Source organism: Lysinibacillus sp. NPDC056185 (assembly GCF_047737915.1).
Taxonomy (GTDB): domain Bacteria; phylum Bacillota; class Bacilli; order Bacillales_A; family Planococcaceae; genus Lysinibacillus.
This window is the reverse complement of the sequence record NZ_JBLLLQ010000007.1, coordinates 71270-90030: the sequence shown is the minus strand read 5'-3', so window position 1 is coordinate 90030 and position 18761 is coordinate 71270. Positions and strand designations below refer to the sequence as shown.

18 protein-coding genes and 1 other RNA gene are annotated in these 18761 nt (G+C 38.0%); 12 read left to right on the top strand and 7 right to left on the bottom strand.

Features of this window, described 5'->3' with window-relative positions; all coding sequences use genetic code 11:
• Positions 1 to 5: 5 nt before the first annotated feature.
• From ACMZ42_RS09445 to ACMZ42_RS09435, 3 genes are all read right to left on the bottom strand, one after another.
• Positions 6 to 143, bottom strand: a complete 138-nt coding sequence (locus tag ACMZ42_RS09445) for a teichoic acid D-Ala incorporation-associated protein DltX (RefSeq protein ID WP_370081792.1) — start codon at positions 141 to 143, stop codon at positions 6 to 8.
• Between the two features lie 680 nt (positions 144 to 823).
• Entirely contained in the window at positions 824 to 2464 is a 1641-nt protein-coding gene (locus ACMZ42_RS09440) for an alkaline phosphatase (RefSeq protein ID WP_415731296.1), read from the bottom strand.
• A 345-nt stretch (positions 2465 to 2809) separates the two neighbouring features.
• The gene (locus tag ACMZ42_RS09435) at positions 2810 to 4054 is read right to left on the bottom strand and encodes a transglutaminase domain-containing protein (protein ID WP_415731295.1); all 1245 of its coding nucleotides are present in this window, start codon (positions 4052 to 4054) and stop codon (positions 2810 to 2812) included.
• 559 nt (positions 4055 to 4613) lie between these two features.
• Between ACMZ42_RS09435 and secG the strand changes: the two genes are divergently transcribed.
• Positions 4614 to 4841, top strand: a complete 228-nt coding sequence (gene secG, locus ACMZ42_RS09430) for a preprotein translocase subunit SecG (RefSeq protein ID WP_053593102.1) — start codon at positions 4614 to 4616, stop codon at positions 4839 to 4841.
• Between the two features lie 54 nt (positions 4842 to 4895).
• Here the strand turns inward: secG and ACMZ42_RS09425 are convergent, their stop codons facing one another.
• Positions 4896 to 5186: a hypothetical protein gene (locus ACMZ42_RS09425; RefSeq protein WP_415731294.1), complete on the bottom strand. Its 291-nt coding sequence runs from the start codon at positions 5184 to 5186 to the stop codon at positions 4896 to 4898.
• 325 nt (positions 5187 to 5511) lie between these two features.
• Positions 5512 to 5637 carry a hypothetical protein gene (locus ACMZ42_RS09420; RefSeq protein ID WP_415731293.1) on the bottom strand — a complete coding sequence of 42 codons (126 nt, stop codon included), beginning with the start codon at positions 5635 to 5637 and terminating at the stop codon, positions 5512 to 5514.
• Positions 5638 to 5769: 132 nt separating this feature from the next.
• Here ACMZ42_RS09420 and ACMZ42_RS09415 point away from each other — a divergent pair, with 132 nt between their 5' ends.
• From ACMZ42_RS09415 to ACMZ42_RS09385, 7 genes are all read left to right on the top strand, one after another.
• Positions 5770 to 6516: an alpha/beta hydrolase gene (locus tag ACMZ42_RS09415; protein ID WP_415731291.1), complete on the top strand. Its 747-nt coding sequence runs from the start codon at positions 5770 to 5772 to the stop codon at positions 6514 to 6516.
• Between the two features lie 37 nt (positions 6517 to 6553).
• On the top strand, positions 6554 to 9091 hold the full coding sequence (gene rnr, locus ACMZ42_RS09410) for a ribonuclease R (RefSeq protein WP_415731290.1): 2538 nt from the start codon (positions 6554 to 6556) through the stop codon (positions 9089 to 9091).
• 117 nt (positions 9092 to 9208) lie between these two features.
• Positions 9209 to 9676 (top strand): SsrA-binding protein SmpB, encoded by a 468-nt coding sequence (smpB, locus tag ACMZ42_RS09405; RefSeq protein ID WP_049669013.1) that lies wholly within the window; start codon positions 9209 to 9211, stop codon positions 9674 to 9676.
• 507 nt (positions 9677 to 10183) lie between these two features.
• Positions 10184 to 10539: a transfer-messenger RNA gene (ssrA, locus tag ACMZ42_RS09400) on the top strand.
• A 179-nt stretch (positions 10540 to 10718) separates the two neighbouring features.
• The gene (locus tag ACMZ42_RS09395) at positions 10719 to 11603 is read left to right on the top strand and encodes a tyrosine-type recombinase/integrase (RefSeq protein ID WP_415731288.1); all 885 of its coding nucleotides are present in this window, start codon (positions 10719 to 10721) and stop codon (positions 11601 to 11603) included.
• Positions 11604 to 11839: 236 nt separating this feature from the next.
• Positions 11840 to 12817, top strand: a complete 978-nt coding sequence (locus tag ACMZ42_RS09390) for a hypothetical protein (RefSeq protein ID WP_415731287.1) — start codon at positions 11840 to 11842, stop codon at positions 12815 to 12817.
• A gap of 498 nt (positions 12818 to 13315) precedes the next feature.
• A complete protein-coding gene (locus tag ACMZ42_RS09385) occupies positions 13316 to 14290 on the top strand; it encodes a tyrosine-type recombinase/integrase (RefSeq protein WP_415731286.1) in 975 nt (324 codons plus the stop codon).
• 860 nt (positions 14291 to 15150) lie between these two features.
• Here ACMZ42_RS09385 and ACMZ42_RS09380 read toward each other — a convergent pair.
• The gene (locus tag ACMZ42_RS09380) at positions 15151 to 15546 is read right to left on the bottom strand and encodes a hypothetical protein (protein WP_415731285.1); all 396 of its coding nucleotides are present in this window, start codon (positions 15544 to 15546) and stop codon (positions 15151 to 15153) included.
• A gap of 42 nt (positions 15547 to 15588) precedes the next feature.
• Entirely contained in the window at positions 15589 to 15831 is a 243-nt protein-coding gene (locus ACMZ42_RS09375) for a helix-turn-helix domain-containing protein (RefSeq protein WP_415731284.1), read from the bottom strand.
• Positions 15832 to 15944: 113 nt separating this feature from the next.
• Between ACMZ42_RS09375 and ACMZ42_RS09370 the strand changes: the two genes are divergently transcribed.
• From ACMZ42_RS09370 to ACMZ42_RS09355, 4 genes are all read left to right on the top strand, one after another.
• Positions 15945 to 16418, top strand: a complete 474-nt coding sequence (locus ACMZ42_RS09370; RefSeq protein ID WP_415731283.1) for a hypothetical protein — start codon at positions 15945 to 15947, stop codon at positions 16416 to 16418.
• Positions 16415 to 16636 carry a hypothetical protein gene (locus ACMZ42_RS09365; protein WP_415731282.1) on the top strand — a complete coding sequence of 74 codons (222 nt, stop codon included), beginning with the start codon at positions 16415 to 16417 and terminating at the stop codon, positions 16634 to 16636. The genes ACMZ42_RS09370 and ACMZ42_RS09365 overlap by 4 nt, the downstream gene beginning before the upstream one ends.
• Positions 16637 to 17326: 690 nt before the next feature.
• Complete coding sequence (locus ACMZ42_RS09360) at positions 17327 to 18298, top strand: hypothetical protein (RefSeq protein ID WP_415731281.1); 972 nt, start codon at positions 17327 to 17329, stop codon at positions 18296 to 18298.
• 208 nt (positions 18299 to 18506) lie between these two features.
• Positions 18507 to 18743, top strand: a complete 237-nt coding sequence (locus tag ACMZ42_RS09355) for a helix-turn-helix transcriptional regulator (protein ID WP_415731280.1) — start codon at positions 18507 to 18509, stop codon at positions 18741 to 18743.
• The last annotated feature ends 18 nt before the right edge of the window (positions 18744 to 18761 follow it).

The window sequence follows — 18761 nt, the reverse complement described above, 5'->3', positions numbered from 1 at the left end:
TTTTCTTAAAATTCCGTATATATAAATGGTCCTGCGTTCATATCATGGAAGCCATGGATAAAAAACAAGAGCGCTAAAATGATGAAGTAAAATAACGTAAAGCCTATAAAACGTAAAACCTCATTATTTTTAATGGATTGCATAGGTCCACCCCCAATTAAAAATGAAAAAAGATTATAACTTTGTAAATATACTAAATAAATAGATATTTTTTCAAGTTTTTTCTAAAATTTAATTTTAAACCCTAATAAAATTTTTAACACTGTTTTGACGGATTGTAGATAAAAATGTTGCTAAATTACTAGATATTCATAAAATCATAAGATTAATTTAAGGTAAAATTAAGGTTTAGGAGAACGTAACTAAAATAAGGGAAGAAAATGAGCTTAAAAACACTTTTTCTCATCCCAACTTGAAGTTTACTAAAATTACAACCACCTTTATTATCGCTGTTTTTCCGCTTCATTGGTACTTAAGAAATCCTTAAATTTCGTTATAGGGCATCGGAAGCAATCCGTTTTTTCATTACTTAAAGCATAATAAATGAAAGTAAAATCAAAGTAAATCGCACGGAAAATATTGGTATAAAATGTGATGAGATATAAAAGGGGATAACCAAAATGGAAGCTACAAAATGTTAAGCAGATGATGGAAGTGGTAATCTTTTGAGGACTGTTGCAAAAACAAATTTGAGCAAAAAGAAAAGTGCCACCATCAAGTTAAACATCTCAACTTATGATAGCACCCTTATTTTTATCCCACTTTAACGAGTACAAGAAACTTACAGCGAAAGCTTGTGGTTAATAACTCCTCGTAAAAGCCCTTATTTGATTACATTTAAAACTTTTTTAGAAACGTAAAATTCAGTACCGTTGTAGACATTGATTGTGTCAAAGGTATGCGTTTTTGCTGTCTTGTCTTGTTCGTATATTAAAATGTTCTTATTAACTGGGATTGTAACGGTTACATTATTTTTTTGTGCAATAAATTTAGGGTTTTCTTTATCAGTTAAGTCAATTTTAGATGTGTAGCCTTTTTCTGTGAATGCTTTTGTTGCCGGTATATATAAATCATCTGTAAGCTTATCTAAATCGAAGTCCATAAACTTTGCCATCGCATGTGCTAAATCCGTGTTTTCTACAAGGCCTGTAATTTTAGATGGTCCGAATGAGTATAAAAACACATCATCACCAGTATGCCCACCGGTTGTAAAGCCAATATTAGCACGGTTGGCAAGCATTTTTACCATTTCTTCTCCGGGGTCTTTAGCTAATTGTAATGTTGCAAGCTCGTCTGCAGATAAATCATCTAATCCATAAAGTGCAGCGACTTCTACAATATTTGATTTATCTTCTTTTAATTGGCTTAGCGCACCTTCAACTGTCATTTTAGCTTTCTTTAGAGGATCGATATAGGCAGAAACAGGTGTGTTGGAATAAGTACTTGTCGTGTTAGCATTACCCATTGTAATCCCACTATTGCCGTGGTCTGTAACAGCTATGACCATAGTATTACCATCTTCTTTTGCAAAATCAACCGCTTCCTTAACTGCAGCATCAAACGATAAAATATCGCTAATCATGCCAATTGTGTCATTGGCATGAGCCGCCCAGTCCACTTTACTGCCCTCTACAAATAAGAAGAAACCATCATCATCCTTTTTGAGCGTATCAATAGCTTTACTAGTCATCTCAGCAAGAGTTGGCTCAGATGCTTTTGTTGTGGCACGATCAAAATCGTAGGCAAGAGCACTTGGAGCAAAGCTTCCCCAAATTTTTGACGATTTACTATTTAGAAGCTCATTTCGCGTTTTCACGATGTCATAATTTTTTTCTTTAAGGACATCCACTAAATTCTCGCCATCTTTTCGAGCGTTTTTAGTTGTGCCGGGTGCCAGAGACTCAAAGCCACCACCTAATACGACATCAATATTTTGATAAACTTGTTGCTCAGCGATGTTATCATATTGGCTTCTATTATTAACATGTGCAGAAAAGCCTGCTGGTGTGGCATGCTGAATTTCCGAAGTAGAAATCAATCCAGTCGCCTTGCCCTGTTGTTTAGCTCCTTCTAAAACATTGGCTACTGGTCTATAAGCATCCTCTTTGGGAATTTGCTTAAGCCCTGGTGAATTAATAACGGACGGTAACACACCCACAAATTTATCATTTGATTTATGGCCAGTTGCTAACGCAGTAGCGGCAGGAGCTGAATCAGTAATGGCTGAATCGGCAGAGTATGTACGCACGCCCCCTGATAAAATTTCATCCATCGCTAAACTTTGACCTTTATACCAACGAGAAAGTGTAACGGCATTATTACTACTACCATCCATCACGAGCATAATCACATTTGTTGGCTTCTTTACTTGAGCAGCTTGTACCTGCGGTTGAGCGATACTAATCGAAGATAAAGCGATTGCACTTGCTAACAACAATGAACTCCATTTTTTTGAGTGTTTCATGATTTTCCTCCTTAAGGTCAATTCACAAGTAAGTGTAAAGGAAGGTTGTTAAGCTACGATGAATTAATTGTTATGATATTGTGGGGATATTGTTAAATATTGGAGTGGGGACAGGTCGTAGCGTCATAAATGAGAGACCCTGGAGCGAGCAAATAGGGGGAACGAAGGCTAAAAGCATCACGCCTTGTTATAAAGCCTTCGTGACCAACATAGTGGCCCACCCCAGTAAAGCACCCAGTCGGAATGGAGATTACCCCACGTTTGGTGATGAGCTAAAGAATAGAGGTGAAAGTAGAATCTGCGTACTATCCATTGATGATGGAAGCATGCAGATTCTTGAAATGGCTATAAATTTTGTGAATGTTTTTCACCGTCAATGGTCTCGTATAACAAAACCCCTTTATCATCAATGAACAAGTTTAGAACCTCTTCCTCTAATAACACTTCTTCTGAGCCATCGTTTATAAATATTTTTGTTAAAAAGCCGTCATTATCATAATCACTGCAATAAATCGCATCTTCAGCAGCGGCCAGGTAATAGCAGGATGTTTCTGTAACTTGTCTATTTTGTTTTGTTGCTAAATCATAGGCGTATAACATGCTATCGGTCATGCTATTATAATAAATAACATTGCCAACAGTATCTGCGTACCACATATCATGCATAAAATCATACGCATTGCTTGTAGCCGCAAAATAGTTATCTTTTGCCCATATATGATCTTCACTTAGTTTTTCGTCATTCACTAAAAAATATTCGTAGGAAATAGCATATGGTTCATCAGGATTAACATCATTCCAAGTCGTATCAACATGATACCAATCACCATTAACACTTACTAAATTCCATGCATGAAGCTGATTATCGCTATAGCCATATACATATTTAGCATCAAGACCAGCCGCCAAAAATAAACGGTAGGCTAATAGTGCATAAGCTTGGCAAACACCAGTTTCTTTACTGACTAATTCATAAACAGATTGACCTTCTGACGCATCTTCACCAGAATAAGTGGCTAGTTGTACTACAAAGTCATTAACGGCTTTAGCACGATGAAAATCATCCATGTCATTTGTAATATACTTATTTGCAAAATTCTCTACATAAGCATCTACTTTCTTTTCCTTCTTGGCATCTGTTAAATATGTAAAATCAAATTCTACTTCATAACCATTATCTATTTCCCATGCTTCCCAATTGTAATTTTCGACGTATCCTGCTGTATAAGGATTTACGAAATTAATTATGTTATAAATATCATTTAGTTGTCTTTCAAATGTATCCCAAGCTAATTTTCCTTTATAAACTATTGTAAAGTTTGTATCAAATTTTGATATATGCTTATCAACTTTTTTTGAAAACTGAAGCAAAGCAGGATCTTTCTTAAATAATGTCGTTGAAAAAAGGTCCTCCGCAGAAAACTCAACTGATTGTGCTTTGCTAGTAGGCTCCTTAAGGTCTATAGAAGTCTCTTCTTCGGATTCAGGCCTCTCTGGTAATAATACTTCGACAGCCTTGATAGCAGCTGAGCAAGCGCTAAGCATGCTTAAAATAATAAGTAAAAAAATCAGCAATATACTCTTTTTCATAATTCCTCCGATTATAATTAAATTTTTAACTCATCACTAAAACGTGAGGTTGATTTCAGAGCTTTCCTAGGGGCGACGTTCGATAAGCTGCTTAGGGCGACAGATGTTTTTTTGTGCGAAAGCGAAGGGCAGCATGGTGTTTTGTCTGTGCGAAAGCGTAGTGCAACGTAGCGGCAGCAGCAAATGTTTTCTGTGCGAAAGCGTAGTGCAACGTAGCGGCAGCAGCAGGATGTTAGTTACGAAGGCGTTATCACAGGACGTGTGCTCTTAGCCTTCGTGCCTCTATTCCGTAGGGTCTCTTTTATGTCGCTAATCCCCAAGGAGTAATCTAGCCTCCGCGCCAATCAACTTATATGAATGGCATTTTTTTGAAATTTTAGTGATGACTATACTTTTAACTATTATAGGATAATGTGATAGCAAGATGGTATGCTGATTTTTAGAAAAACTAACTAACAGAGGGAGAATGAGGGTATTTATTAATCTCAGTTTGTCAAGAGAACCTTTTTTTGTTATAATATATTACGTTGTGATGTTCGAAGTTCGGGAGGTGCAGTGAATGCATACAGTAGTATTAGTTTCATTAGTTATCGTATCAATAGCGTTGATCGTTGTAGTATTACTTCAATCTAGTAAAAGTGCAGGCTTGTCAGGTGCCATCTCGGGTGGAGCTGAACAACTATTTGGAAAGCAAAAAGCACGTGGTATGGATTTAATCCTTCATCGTGTAACAATTGTGTTAGCAATATTATTCTTTATTTTAGCACTCGCTATTACAAAAATCTAATAGTTGAAGATATATCGCCTAACCTTTACTGGTTGGGCGTTTTCTTTTATGGTACTAATTATTTGGATGCCAATACATAGTTAGTTTAGTAAAGTGAATACCCGCGGGCGGGGCAGGGAAATACTCGCGGAAGCGAAGCGAATACCCGCGCGGGGAAGGGAAATACTCGCGGAAGCAAGGCGAATACTCGCGGAAGCGAAGCAAATACTCGCGAATCGCAAAATGATGGATAGAATTCTCAAAGTCGTGGATAGAAGAGCCGAAATCGTGGATAGAACCATCAAAATCGTGGATAGAAGAGCCAAAATGGTGGATAGAATCCTCAAAGTGTGGAAGAAAAGCCAAAATGGTGGATAGAATCCTCAAATTCGTGGATAGAAGAGCCAAAATGGTGGATAGAATCCTCAAAATCGTGGATAGAAATCCTCAAAATCGTGGATAGAAGAGCCAAAATGGTGGATAGATCCTCAAAGCGTGGAAGAAGAGCCAAAATGATGGATAGAATCCTCTAAGTGTGGAAGAAAAGCCAAAATGGTGGATAGAATCCTCAAATACGTGGATAGAAGAGCCAAAATGATGGATAGAATCCCCGAATTCGTGGATAGAAAAGCCAAAATGGTGGATAGATTCTCAAAGCGTGGAAGAAGAGCCAAAATGATGGATAGAGTCCTTAAAGTGTGGAAGAAGAGCCAAAATGATGGATAGAATCCTCAAATACGTGGATAGAAGAGCCAAAATCGTGGATAGAATCCTCAAAGCGACGGATAGAATCCCAAAATGCCAGAAAGACCATCAAAATGCTGAAAAAAACCATCAAATTAACCGATAAAATCTCATAAAAGATGTAACAATCACCAAAACTTTTGAGGAAGCTTCAGTATGGCTATAATGGTTATAGTATATGTATTTGGATGAAGGAGAGCTCGCAATGAAAAAATCGTTATCACAGCCTTTTTTCTTTCAGGCAGGACCTAGGGCAGTTTTATTATTGCATGGGTTTACGGGAAGCTCAGCGGATGTGCGGATGCTTGGTAGATTTTTAGAGAAAAAAGGGTATACTACATTAGCACCTCATTATAAAGGTCACGGTGTGGAACCTGAGGAACTTATTACAACGGGTCCTGCTGATTGGTGGCAGGATGTCGTAGCCGCGTACAAACAGTTGCAGGAAGCGGGCTATGAGGAGATTGCTGTTGCTGGCTTGTCATTGGGTGGTGTGATGGCTTTAAATGTTGCGCTGAATAACCCGGTGAAAGGTATTGTGACAATGTGTGCTCCAATGACGATGCGTACAACAGATGTTATGTTTCAAGGTGTTCTTAAATATGCGAGGGACTATAAAAAGTTCCAAGGTAAAGATGAGGAGCAAATTGAAGCTGAGGTTGCGTTAATTGCTGAAAAAGGCATGCCATCTTTACAAGAGTTGCGAGAGTTTATTGCTCGGACACGTCAAGAAATTGACATGATTTATGCACCAATTTTTGTCGTGCAGGCGACAAATGATGAGGTAATTGAGACAGAATCTGCCAACATTATATATAATCAAACTGAGTCACTTGAAAAACAGATCAAGTGGTATGAAAACTCAAAACATGTTATTACGTTAGATCAAGAAAAAGATCAGTTACATGAAGATATTTATCGCTTTTTAGAAAGCCTAAATTGGGCACAATAAAAATATAGTTAGGATTTTCTCATGAAGGAGGGAAATTATGAAAGACCAGAAAGATACACTACAAAGTCGTTTACTCGACTTTTTCGGTGAAGAAGAATATAAACCATTAACCGTTGGCGAAATCGAGGATGTATTTGGTTTTAAAGATGCTGATGAATTTAAAGAATTAGTGAAAACGTTAGTACGTATGGAGGGGCAAGGCTTAGTTGTGCGTTCTCGCTCCAATCGTTATGGCCTGCCAGAGCGCATGAATTTACTTCGAGGTAAATTTATCGGACACGCGAAAGGTTTTGGCTTTGTGACACCTGATGTCGAGGGGATGGATGATGTTTTCATTCCACCGCATGAAATAAATGGTGCGATTAACGGCGATATCGTTTTAATACGTGTTTTAAAGGAATCATTCGGTGATCGTCGTGAAGGTACGGTGACAAAGGTAGTAGAGCGTGGACAAACGAGCTTTGTTGGGACGTTCCAAGCTAATCGAGGCTTTGGTTTTGTTGTTTTAGATGATAAAAAACTACCGATGGATATTTTCATTGCTAAGGGAGATACGCTAGGGGCTGTCGACGGACACAAGGTTGTCGTTGAGGTAGCTACTTGGCCAGAGGATTTAAAATCAGCAACAGGCTATATCACTAAGATTTTAGGGCACAAAAATGATCCAGGTGTGGACATTTTATCTATTTTATATAAGCATGACATTCCACCTGAATTCCCTGAAGAAGTGGTTGCTGCCGCGCAACGAGTACCAGATGAAATTACAGAGGCAGATTTAGAGGGCCGCCGTGATTTACGCCACGAAACGATTGTGACAATCGATGGAGCTGATGCGAAGGATTTGGATGATGCTGTAACCGTAACGAAAAATGTAGACGGTACTTATAAACTTGGCGTACATATTGCAGATGTTAGTTATTATGTAACACAAGGCTCTGTAATAGATGTTGAAGCTTATGATCGTGCGACGAGTGTATATTTAACAGACCGCGTTATTCCAATGATTCCACATCGATTATCGAATGGAATCTGTTCATTAAATCCACAGGTTGATCGTCTAGTACTGTCTTGTGAAATGATTATCGATGCAAATGGTAATGTGATTTCACATGAAATTTTCCAAAGTGTTATTAAAACAACTGAGCGTATGACATATAGAGACGTTTACAAAATTTTAGAGGAGCAGGACGCAGAGCTAATTGCCCGCTATGAGCCACTAGTACCAATGTTTAAACATATGGCTGAGCTGTCTAACATTTTACGTACTAAACGTGAAATGCGTGGTGCAATTGACTTTGACTTTAAAGAATCTAAAGTGATCGTGGACGAAGATGGCTGGCCAGTAGATATTGAATTACGTGAACGTACAGTAGCAGAAAAATTAATTGAAGATTTCATGCTAGCTGCCAATGAAACGGTAGCCGAGCATTTCCATTGGATGAATGTACCGTTCCTTTACCGTATTCACGAAGATCCAAAGCCAGAAAAGCTGCAACGCTTCTTTGAATTTGTCACGAACTTCGGTATTTTAATCAAAGGTACAGGAAACACAGTCCATCCGAAAGCTTTACAGGATGTAATAAAAGCTATTGAAGGCATGCCAGAGGAGCCTGTTATTTCAACGATGCTTCTACGCTCGATGCAACAGGCAAAATATTATCCTGAAAGCATAGGTCACTTTGGTTTATCAACGGATTTCTATACACACTTTACGTCACCGATTCGACGTTATCCGGACTTAATCGTCCATCGTTTAATTCGAACGTATTTAATTAATAAAGATACATCAAAAGAAACAGTTGCGCAGTGGAGTATGGCGATGGATGAAATTGCTGACCATACGTCAGAACGTGAACGCCGTGCTGTCGATGCAGAACGCGATACAGATGCACTGAAAAAAGCACAATATATGTCCGATAAAATTGGTGAAGAGTTTGAAGGAATTGTTTCATCCATTACAAACTTCGGGATTTTCGTGGAGCTACCAAACACGATTGAAGGACTTGTCCATATTAGCAATATGACAGATGACTACTACCGCTTTGATGATCGTCAAATGATCATGATTGGCGAACGTACAAATCGTCAATTCCGTATTGGTGATGAAGTTACAGTCCGTGTAGCAAATGTTATTATTGAGGAGTCATCGATTGACTTTGAAATCGTCGGAATGGTAACGTCTTATGGACGAACACGAAAAGCAGCACCTACCGTTATTCACGCACGCAAAAACTATAGCGACAACAAAGATGGTCGTAATGGCCGCAAAGGTGGCCGCAACGGGGAAGAGCGAGGCGGACGTGGCAATCGCGGTGGTCGCAACGAAGAACAACGAGGCGGACGTGGCAGTGGCGGTGGTCGCAACGAAGAACAACGAGGTGGACGTGGCAGTCACAGTGGTCGCAATGAAGAAGGACGAGGCGGACAAGGAGAGCGACGTGAAAACGACCGTGATCCACGAGGACGCCGTAAAGATGGCTCAAGCCCAGGCCCTAAAAAAGGCGTGAAGCAAAAGCAAAAGTTCTACGAGGGCGTCGCCAAGAAAAACAAAAAGAAAAAACCAAAACGTAAATAACGTAAAAGTATAGGTGAAGGCACCAATTAGCGCTTTAAAGCAATTTAAAGCGGGTGCTTTCACTTTATCAATAAGAGCAGGTTGACCCTGCTATCCTTTAAGTAGAGGGTGAATATTATGGCAAAAGGTACTGGCAAAGTATTAGCGCAAAACAAGAAAGCCGGGCACGACTACTTCATTGAAGAAACAATTGAAGCGGGCATGGTGCTCACAGGCACAGAAATTAAATCCATCCGTGCAGGAAGGGTTCAACTAAAAGAATCCTATGTACAAATCCGCAGCGGTGAAGCATGGATCAACAATATGCATGTCAGCTCATTCGAACAAGGCAACCGCTTTAACCATGACCCACTGCGCGCCCGCAAGCTACTGCTTCATAAAAAGCAAATCGGCGAGCTAGTAGGTGCCGTAAAACGTGACGGCTACACAATTGTCCCATTAAAAATGTACATTAAAGACGGCTACGCCAAGCTCTTAATCGGCGTCGGCAAAGGTAAAAAGGATTACGACAAACGCAACGATATGCGTAAAAAAGAGGCAAAACGCGACATGGAACGTGCCTTCAAAGCAAAAAATCAAGATTAATAGATTGTTAGTAAGCTCACTATTTTTGGATGGTGAGCTTTTTGTATTTGGACGGATAGAATTCTCAGGGCGAGTTCTAAAGGACATATAATAAAGAACTTATCTGCAAACATAGGAGGAAATCAACATTCTCACAATAGGACGGAAATTTATGTTTATGAACATAGTGAGCATTTATTTTCGAGGAACGTAATAATGTCAGCAATCGAAAAAAGCTAGTTTGCTACCATCAAACAAAACGATTCGCTTCAAAGTCAAAAGACACTACAAATCATGCTACAGCAAGATGAATTACCCTATTAGAAAGATATTATGAAATAAGAAAATCATTGTGAGCTAGCCAATTTTTTCTATCATTGCGGGACACTTGAACTATAGCTAGATTTGCTTTATAATAAGTATTATTGAATGCCAGATTACATGGAAGCGTACTTTTAGCTCCCACCGTACTAGAAGAAATTCTAGCTCCTTTGCTTGAACGAGGCTACTGCTTCGATTCATATTCAAGGGGACGTTACGGATTCGACAGGGATGGTTCAAGCTTTGGTCGCGCGTCGGAGGTCTCGGCTCCGTCATCAACGGAAGTTATATAATAACTGGCAAACAACAAAACTTAGCTTTCGCAGCGTAAGCTCGTAAGCGCTCTGCCTCTCTATCGCCCATGTAGAGAACGTGGGGCCCAACTTTAGTGGGATACGGTCGATGGTGCCACCTGAGTCACCGACAAGAGATTTCCAGGTTAGCGTACAAGACGCCTGTTTGTCGGCATAATGTTACGTGAATCGTAAATAGGCAAACTACACGCGTAGAAGCTGAAGTATTGGAGTTTCTGGACGCGGGTTCGACTCCCGCCGTCTCCATACATAGTATTTAGCAGTAGAAATGCTGTTAAATCAACGTTTATAAGAGTTAGGGTAACTTAATGAAGGTGTTAAACTTTCAAAAAGACTCCCTAACTTTTTTCGTTTTTAAGGGTACATTTAATTGAATACTTGCGTTTATAAACCTTCTAATTCACACGATGAATAGGGGGTTTTTTTGTTTGGATAAAAGCAGAAAGCATGGTGTGTTTTCGATGGGAAATGCACGTCAAGTTAATCCTAAAGCTAGTAACAATCATTGGATACCAATTGATTACGCATTAGAAATAGTATTTAAGCAAATGAACATCGCTGGCAATAGACCTCGTACTATTGATAGCTATGATTATATTTTTCGGGGATTTTGTGAAGCTAACAAGATTCTCTATGTAGAAGAAATTACGATTGATACAATTTATAGCTATTTAGAAGGTCTAGATGTTTCACAGCAAACGAAGAAAATACGTTTAAAGACCATTAAAGCCGTGTTAGGAAAATTCTATTTCAATGATTGGCTGAAAAATAAGTTCTGGCTAAAGATTCAAATTAAGGTTGATACAGAGGTAAAAGCAGCAGCTAAAGAAGGCGATATTCTCAAACTGGTTCACTTCATAGATAAATCGACCTTTATCGGATTTAGAGACGTTACTGCTATTTTGCTGATGTACAGAACTGGAATCCGTATCCATACACTTTGTGAGTTGAAGGAAAGGCATATTGACTTTGAACACCAGTGCCTAAATTTAGATGGTTCAACATTAAAAAATCACAAGTTTTTAAAGCTGCCATTAGATGATGAATTAACTGAAATGCTCCAACTGCTGATTAAGCAAAATAAAAAGATACGTCAGCATTACAAGATTAACAATCAAAGTGTGTTTATCACACAGAATGGCTTGTCTATGAGTACATCAAAATCATCAAACTGTGCAATTTCTAAACAGCTTAATAAGTATTCAAAACGTTTTGGCTTAGAAAATATTAACCCACATGCGAAGAAGATTAAGTGGGGATTACTATTACTGATAAAGAAAAAGAACTATCAGAAAAGATATTTGAGGAAATGAAGTTATTGGAGAAAAACGTAAAACCTTGAACAAGAAATTTTTTATTTGAAAAATAAGGAATAGAAACAAGTATCCTACGAGGTCCTTTTTTTATTTGTAGAAAAGTGTTGATTGTCTTATGAAATCCAAATAACGACGAAGTATGTAAATTTTTGTATTTTTAAAGTGTCGAATGTTTTGATTTATATGAAAATTGTACTATAATTAAATTTAGGAAGTTATTAGGGGGGCACTTTATGAGATTTTCTGAAAAATTCAAGTTGGGTTCAAATTTGCAAAAGGATTTTGATTTTCTTAATATTAGGGTTGATTTTGATAACGAGTTATTTATTGACCCTACTAGAATTGAAGCAGAGTCAGATGGTTTTTCTGAAGAGTGTGATAGCATAATACTTAGTTTCTTTAACAAAGTTTTTGATTTGTATGAAACAAAAAATATAAAACAAGCTAGAGAAAATTTAGTGAATTCTGGAGAATCTAATGAAATATTTTTAGGATATACTAAAGGCTTTCCCGAAGGTACTGGTAATAGTGAAGAAGGACTAAATAAAATATTTAATTATATACATGAAAATGGTTTATTAACAAATGGGGTCATTGGGCGTATTGAAGATTTCCAAGTGTTCATTGATGATTTTGGGTGTGATAAAATGTCAGATTTAGTAGCTAGCTTGATTAAGAAGAAGTTAGTTGAATTCACAGTTAGTCAATGTGATAAGCATGGTATAAAAAGAGATTATAAGTTAGAACGAAAATATTGGAATCACATTGATGAAACTTGGGATAATTTCGAAGAATTTGTACCGAGTGTAAAAGGACCAGAGGGACTGGATTATCCTGTAGTTCTAATACCTAAAAAATATACTGTAAGTGTTTATCTTTATGATGAAAAGAAATATTGGGAAAAAGTTATTAGTTTAAGACGACAAGAAGTTAATAAAAGTGAACAAACACCATTATATATAAATAAGGCAAATAATAGAGGACAATTGAATAAGAAAGATATTCTTGAAGCAGAATTAGACGGTAGAACATTGAAGGAATATTTGGTTGATGAAACAATTAGAGATTTATCTACAATTCAAAGTTTCCGAGAAAGTATTAGAAATACACAACGTACCAAGGATTTTAATAATAAACTTTCAGATGAAGAAATCAATGAAATTATAGAATTCTCTTTAGGAGAACATCCTTCTACGGATTACACAAAATAAACTTTGACTGGACAAGTATTTCATTAACATACTAGAATGATATAAAACACGTAAGCCACCAGTAACTATTGGGTAAAAATAATTAAGGGAATCTGTAAAAAGATTCTCTTTTTATTTTAGAAAAATAATGTATAATGGCTTGTAGAAGGTTTTTAAAACCAAGTTTAAATTAAATGTAATACACCTTAACTATATAAATATTGTATGGAGTGCCACCTGAGTCACCGACAAGAGATTTCCAGGTTAGCGTACAGGATGCCTGTTTGTCGGCATAATGTTACGTGAATCGTAAATAGGCAAACTACACGCGTAGAAGCTGAAGTATTGGAGTTTCTGGACGCGGGTTCGACTCCCGCCGTCTCCATAATTAATTATCGTTATTTGTAGCGTTCTATCAACGTTCAAATGGCGTACATAGCGTCTGACACTGTACAATCGTACAGTCAAGCGGACAACAATCGACCTTCTAATCTTACCGGATTAGGAGGTTTTTTTTGCGTGGTTAAACGTACGAGAAAGCATGGAGCATTTGCTATCGAAGAATCATTCGATATTGATTTTAAGCGCGTCGAGGATAGGCGCGATTCATTGTCGGTGCTACAAGCGTTAAAGACGGTCTTTCGTCAAATGGAAATCAGCGGTAACAGACCGCGGACAATCGAAAGCTATGAGTTTGCATGGAACGAATTTATCAAGGTGACAAGCGTTCGATACGTCGAGGATATTGATGCAGATATGATTTACGATTACTTGAACGAAATCGACGTATCAAATGCAACGAAGCTAGTTCGCTTGAAATCGTTGAAAGCGATCCTTAATCGTTTCTTCGATAATCGTTGGATTGAGATTCGTTTTTGGTCGAAGATTCAAATTAAAGTTGATAAGACGATTAAAGGTGCATCAAAAGAGAGTGACGTTGAAGTATTGCTATCGCTTATTGACCGCAGCACTTACGTTGGTTTCCGTGATTCAGTTGCGATTTTACTAATGTATAAAGCGGGGCTACGTATTACAACGATTGGAGAATTGCGTGAACGTCATATCGACTTTACAACTAATACGATTGATATGGACGGTGCTGTTCTTAAAAATCGCGATACTTTAAAGCTACCGATAGACGATAAGTTGGCGGAAATGTTGAAAGTACTAATCGAGAAAAACAAGCATATTCGCCGCAAATACAATACTCGCAATACTTACGTTTTCTTATCCGCTAATGGACAAGGTATTAATAATAGCCAGTCGTCCAGTAATGCTATTTCGAAGTCATTAACGAAGTATGCAAGAGAGTTCGGCTTAAAGAACGTCAATGCACACGCGTTAAGACGAGCATTTGCGACTAACTTATTAAATCAAGGCGCTAATGTTGCATTAATATCGAAGGCGCTCGGACATAAATCGTTGGAGACGACGACTGTCTATCTCGACTTGGAAAAAGAATTTGTCGCGGAATCATTACGCGATTATTTATAAAAAAGAAAAAAGCCGCTAGTGCGACAACACTAACGACTTCTAACTTAATACGATTACACTAAAGTTTCTGACGCCATAGTGTATTTATAACCTTACTTTAGCATTTTGTAAAAAAATGTTCAAGTCCGAGGTCTGTTAAGTGCACCCTTTTTAGTGAAGTCACAAGTGGTTGCCCAATAACACTCTAACCTGGAAAGGTTGCCGAACCGTTGCAAAAAATCGGATATATCCCTGTCAAAGCGGTTTCTTGTTTCCGTTGGGATGAATCGGGGAGTACGCCCAATTTAACGGTACGGTGGTTTACTGGCGTGTTATGGCACGGGTAAGCGCGGCCAAGCGGACAAGCAGTTAGCAAAAGCTAACCAATTAAGGACGGTCCGCACACGTAGGACAGTAATTACGTGAGGTAACGCAGAACGAAAGTTCTCTACGAAACAAGGCGACGAGCAACCTCAATAAATCTCCATGACGTTGAATAATCGCGTAGTTACTTTATGTCTATTACTCTTTTTTGAGTTTTAGATATAAGGTAACAACTTTCTCCGATTTCCTAATTTCATCAGCCATTCTGTTGAAAAATCGGGTACCGTTGTCAAGCGTAAATATACGGTAAATATTGATGTTTTTGGTTATTGGAGCATAGAGTGCAGCACGCTTTACATATCTTTTACTAGGATTGAATATCTTTTAACACACGGGAAGGACGGTGCATGTGTTTGATGTATAACCAAGAAAAGTTAAAGGAATTAGCAGAGAAAGTCCGTGAGCAAACGGAGAAATATAACTTACCTACGACTCCTAAACGAAAGAAGAAAAAGAAAAAGACCGAGTAGACGTTGCGTTGTCCACTCGGTTTTATTTTACAAGTCTAAAACAAACTCAGGAATTTCATTTTTCACAATAGCCTTTATAAAATCTTTATATGGTTCCGAAACTACCCTGCCATTTATTTTCGTTTTTATAATTTTAAAGTTTTCTCTATCAGAAAGTTTGTCAGATAAGGTCATTTGTTCAATAAATTTCTTTGTATATTTAACTGCATTATCGTATTTATCATTATCAATTAAATATATGAAATTTTTTTGTTCATTTGTTTCAAAATCAATGTAAATCACAGCGTATCCTATTACTTCTATAGTTCTTCCATCCCAATATTCATCAAAATTATCCGAATCATTTACTCCTTGAATAAAAAAGAATTCAAGATTGCGATTTAAAAATAAACGACTAAATGAATAACTTTCGTGTTCCAACATAGTAACTCCTCCTATTATTTCAGAAAAATATGACGATAGCAGTTATTGGCCGTCGTCTTTTTCTTCGTCTACTTCTACAAAATCAATGATCTCCGTTATATCATCAATCCCCAAAGTCTCAGCGATCCTCTCGATATGTCCAAAATTGATATTTCTCCTCTTACCATTATTTAATTCGCTTAGTGCTGCGTGTCTTATATCGCACTTCTCCGCTAACTTTCTCAATGATCCGACCTTGTACTCTTTAATTAAGTAATCAATTTTTACAACAACTTGCTTAGCCATTTAAAATTCCTCCTAAAATATACTTGACGTTACGCAATAGCGTACCATATAATGATAACAGAAGTGGTACTTAAAAGCGTACCAAAATAACACTAAGAGAGGCGGAATGTGAAATGTTTACGACGTTAGACGAAGGCAAATGGTTAACAGACAATGAAGTTTGGTCAGTGGAGTATCAAATTGTATCGTTTGAAAAAGAAGGCGTATTCTCAACGTCTTATCAAGTGTTTGTAAAGCGGCGCAACTGCAGGTGGGATTACACAGTTCCTACGACACCAGTTCCGTTATACGTACAGGAAATGATCGACGACACTATCCGTAAGTGCAAGCGCACAATAGCGGAGTATACGAAAAAAGTAGCCGTTCAAGCTACGGAAATTGTTATCGCAGATAGTAGTGACTACTTAAATAACTACGAAGCTGTATCCACAGAGAAAGGCGCATGGAGAACGATTGTAATACGTTTATCAAATACAGCACTTAAAACAATTCCGATTTTCGATCATATGCATGTAGTTTGTTCAGACTTCTATCGCGCCTTGATAGTTGATGGTCAGGAGTTAGTGATTGGGGGTATTCCAGCATGAAACGAGGAGTTGCGCGTAAAGCGTCAGTACAGTCGTTTGAGCGTGAATATAAGAAGGCGTACATTAAGTTACTAACGAAAGCAGCCGCCAATACAGCAAAGCAAGTAGACGCATATTTTTTCGGTGAAGAAGGCGAGGACGGTGAACTCAGAGTATGGTACTACGGTACAACAGCGTTTTCTATCGCAATAGCTTTGTTTATATATGTAATGATGTAATTAACGACATTCCGAATTAGACATCCATCTTAATATATGAAAAGTTAAATACTCACTCGCGCCAACTAGTAGAGTCATAGATAACGCTGATCCTGCGCCAACAGAATCGGCAAATATTCGCTAGAGCTTGCGCCAACAAGCGACTAGTATCATAATCGTAGCGCCAACTGCGATTGGAGACGGTTACTTTGCAGAGTAGCCGTTTTTCTATTAGAACCGTATCTAACGTTTAAGAAGATAAAAGATATTACGAGTCTTTGCTGCGCAAATCCTCTATGTCGCTAGCGCTCCATATCTGATATTACATTATTGATGATATCTTGCGATTGTAATAATATCATTGTAATAGATAGACGCGGACTTATTTTGCGTTCTTTGCAAAATGAGGACGCAAGTGTTTAAGGAAGTTGATACAACTTCTCGGACACCTTCGGTATTAGCGTACAATATCGGCATATCAATACATATTTAGCGTAAATCCTTTCGTGTGCGAATGGTAAGATAAGATAGATAAGACTCTATCAAATTTGTTGAAATACACAATATGTATGTAAAAACGAGTGCGTTTGGTGCTTTTGTAACTATATATTGTGTATTTTGTTGAAATTCAAGGTGGACGTAAAGGGATGGTATTTCCGGATATTCGGGACATAAAGGGCATGTAATTTCAAAAAGAAAAGGGCGATGACTATGACTAACGATTTCAGAGAACGAATTAGAAACTACCAAAACAGTGGTGATAGATTAGTAATTGATGAAATTTTGTACGGAACTACCTTCGATTTTATGAACGACCCAACACGCCAGCATCAAATAGAAGGCAATGCATTGAAAGTGCGAATCGACTTACCGCGCCATGAATATTACATTTCATATCGCATTAGAGTGTTACGTGACTTTGCATTACAGGAATATATCGGTGTTCCTAGAGGAGCAGAATATGAGGATTTTTGCTATTATATAACCGCTTTGAAGTACGAGTACGGGATTGACTTCGGTGCGGAAGTGATTAAACATAACGAGGAACTTGAATATTATCGACTAACCGTGGCTCTATTCGAAAAAATCGATGCCAGACGTGATGAAATACTCGAAAACGTTTACGATCACCATTTCAGTGGATTTTATCGAGGTTATCATAACTTCCGCGATAAAATCACTGCACAAGAAAGTGCTGCAGTTGTAGCTGCGGAGCAAGTAGATAAAAACATCGTACAAGCGCTAGAACGCGCTCTAGGCTATGTCGATACAACGAAATCAGAGCGAGAAATTGTGCGTTATGTGAACTCGGCATTTTCTACTAAATTTGGTGAGTTAGAACTTGAACGCAAAGGCATGAAACGCATCTATCGAGTAAACGGTCAAGATAAAACCGTTAAACTATTTGTTAAGAAACATTTTCCTGCTAATCTTTACGGAGCTATTCTACCAGGAATAAAAGAAAGACATTTAGATGAATTATCGAAGCAACAAGTCGAATTTATCCAACAGGCACACGATATTATACTTGCGGATAGAAAAGTACAAGATTTAACAAACTACAGCTGTCGTGCAAATGGTGCAGCACTTATAAAACGTGATTATTTAGCAGAAAGATTAGAGAAAAGTCCGGAAAGTGTAAGAAAAATGCTCTCGCGTATCAAAAAAAGAGTCACAAACTGACGTATTAATATTTAAGTAGGGAAGAAGAAAATAAAGCAAGCTATTTCATAAAATATCTGATTGCTACTACCAAAATACGTGGTTTGTTATCTATGCTATATGAGGGAAGTAAATTCATAAAATCAAGACGTCCATTTGCGGGCGTCTTTTTTAATTGGCTTTATTGTGGTGTTAAAAATACTACGAAGTCAGAAAGGAGCGTCTTACCGTGAAATTAAATGCACATCAAATCAAGCAGTACCGTGAGGCACTAGGAATTACGCAAGGAGAATTATCGAGAAAACTCGGAATATCGTCGTCAACACTAGGCGCAATCGAACGTGAAGAACGTCGCCTTTCTGACGCAGTAGCAAGTAGAGCCGGTTCCGCATTGCTCGAAGCAAGTCGCAAGGTTATGGCAGCAACCACAGAAATTCAATCGCTTGTCGACGCATTACAAAAATAACAGATGAAAAGGACGATG